The following is an 842-nucleotide window of genomic DNA, read 5'->3' on the forward strand; positions in this document are numbered from 1 at the left end:
GCCGGTAATGTTTGTGGGAAGTTTTCATTTGGTCCCATATACGCCGGTAATGTTTGTGGGAAGTTTTCATTTGGTCCCATGTACGCTGGTAATGTATGTGGGAAATTTTCATTTGGTCCCATATACGATGGTAATGTTTGTGGGAAGTTTTCATTCGGTCCCATATATGCCGGTAATGTTTGTGGGAAATTATTATTCGGTCCCATATATGCCGGTAATGTTTGTGGGAAATTATTATTCGGTCCATAAAATGCTGGTAAAGTTTGCGCGTTATTTGGTCCCATATACGATGGTAATGTTTGCGAATTATTTGGTCCCATATACGATGGTAATGTTTGTGAATTATTTGGTCCAGGTCCATAGAACGCTGGTAATGTCTGCGCATTAGGTGCAGGGATTGGTGCTGGAATCGGTGCAGGGATTGGTGCTGGTAATGGAGTTGGCGCAGCTGGTACACCTCCAGCGATCGGTTGTGTCGCTGGTCCTGCAGCAGTAACTCCAGGAATCATTGGCATTTGCCCAAAGCTCGGGAATGTCGGTACAGCTCCTCCTGCACCCTCTCCTCTACCTGGGTAATATGGATAATTATCATTTGGCCCATAATATGCTGGTAACGTTTGTGGTGAATTTGGTCCCATGTATGCCGGTAATGTTTGTGGCACATTTGGTCCATAATATGCTGGCAACGTTTGTGGCGCGTTTGGTCCGTAATATGCTGGCAATGTTTGTGGGAAGTTTTCATTTGGTCCCATATATGCCGGTAATGTTTGTGGGAAGTTTTCGTTCGGTCCCATATACGCCGGTAATGTTTGTGGGAAGTTTTCGTTCGGTCCCATATACGC

1 pseudogene is annotated in these 842 nt (G+C 45.1%); it reads right to left on the reverse strand.

The features are described 5' to 3' along the window. Positions 1–842, reverse strand: a pseudogene (locus tag CAB05_RS22265) (hypothetical protein); the annotation flags it as partial.

Origin of the sequence: Gottfriedia solisilvae (assembly GCF_002128405.1) — a bacterium.
In the GTDB taxonomy this organism is placed as follows: Bacteria; Bacillota; Bacilli; order Bacillales; family Bacillaceae_G; genus Gottfriedia; species Gottfriedia solisilvae.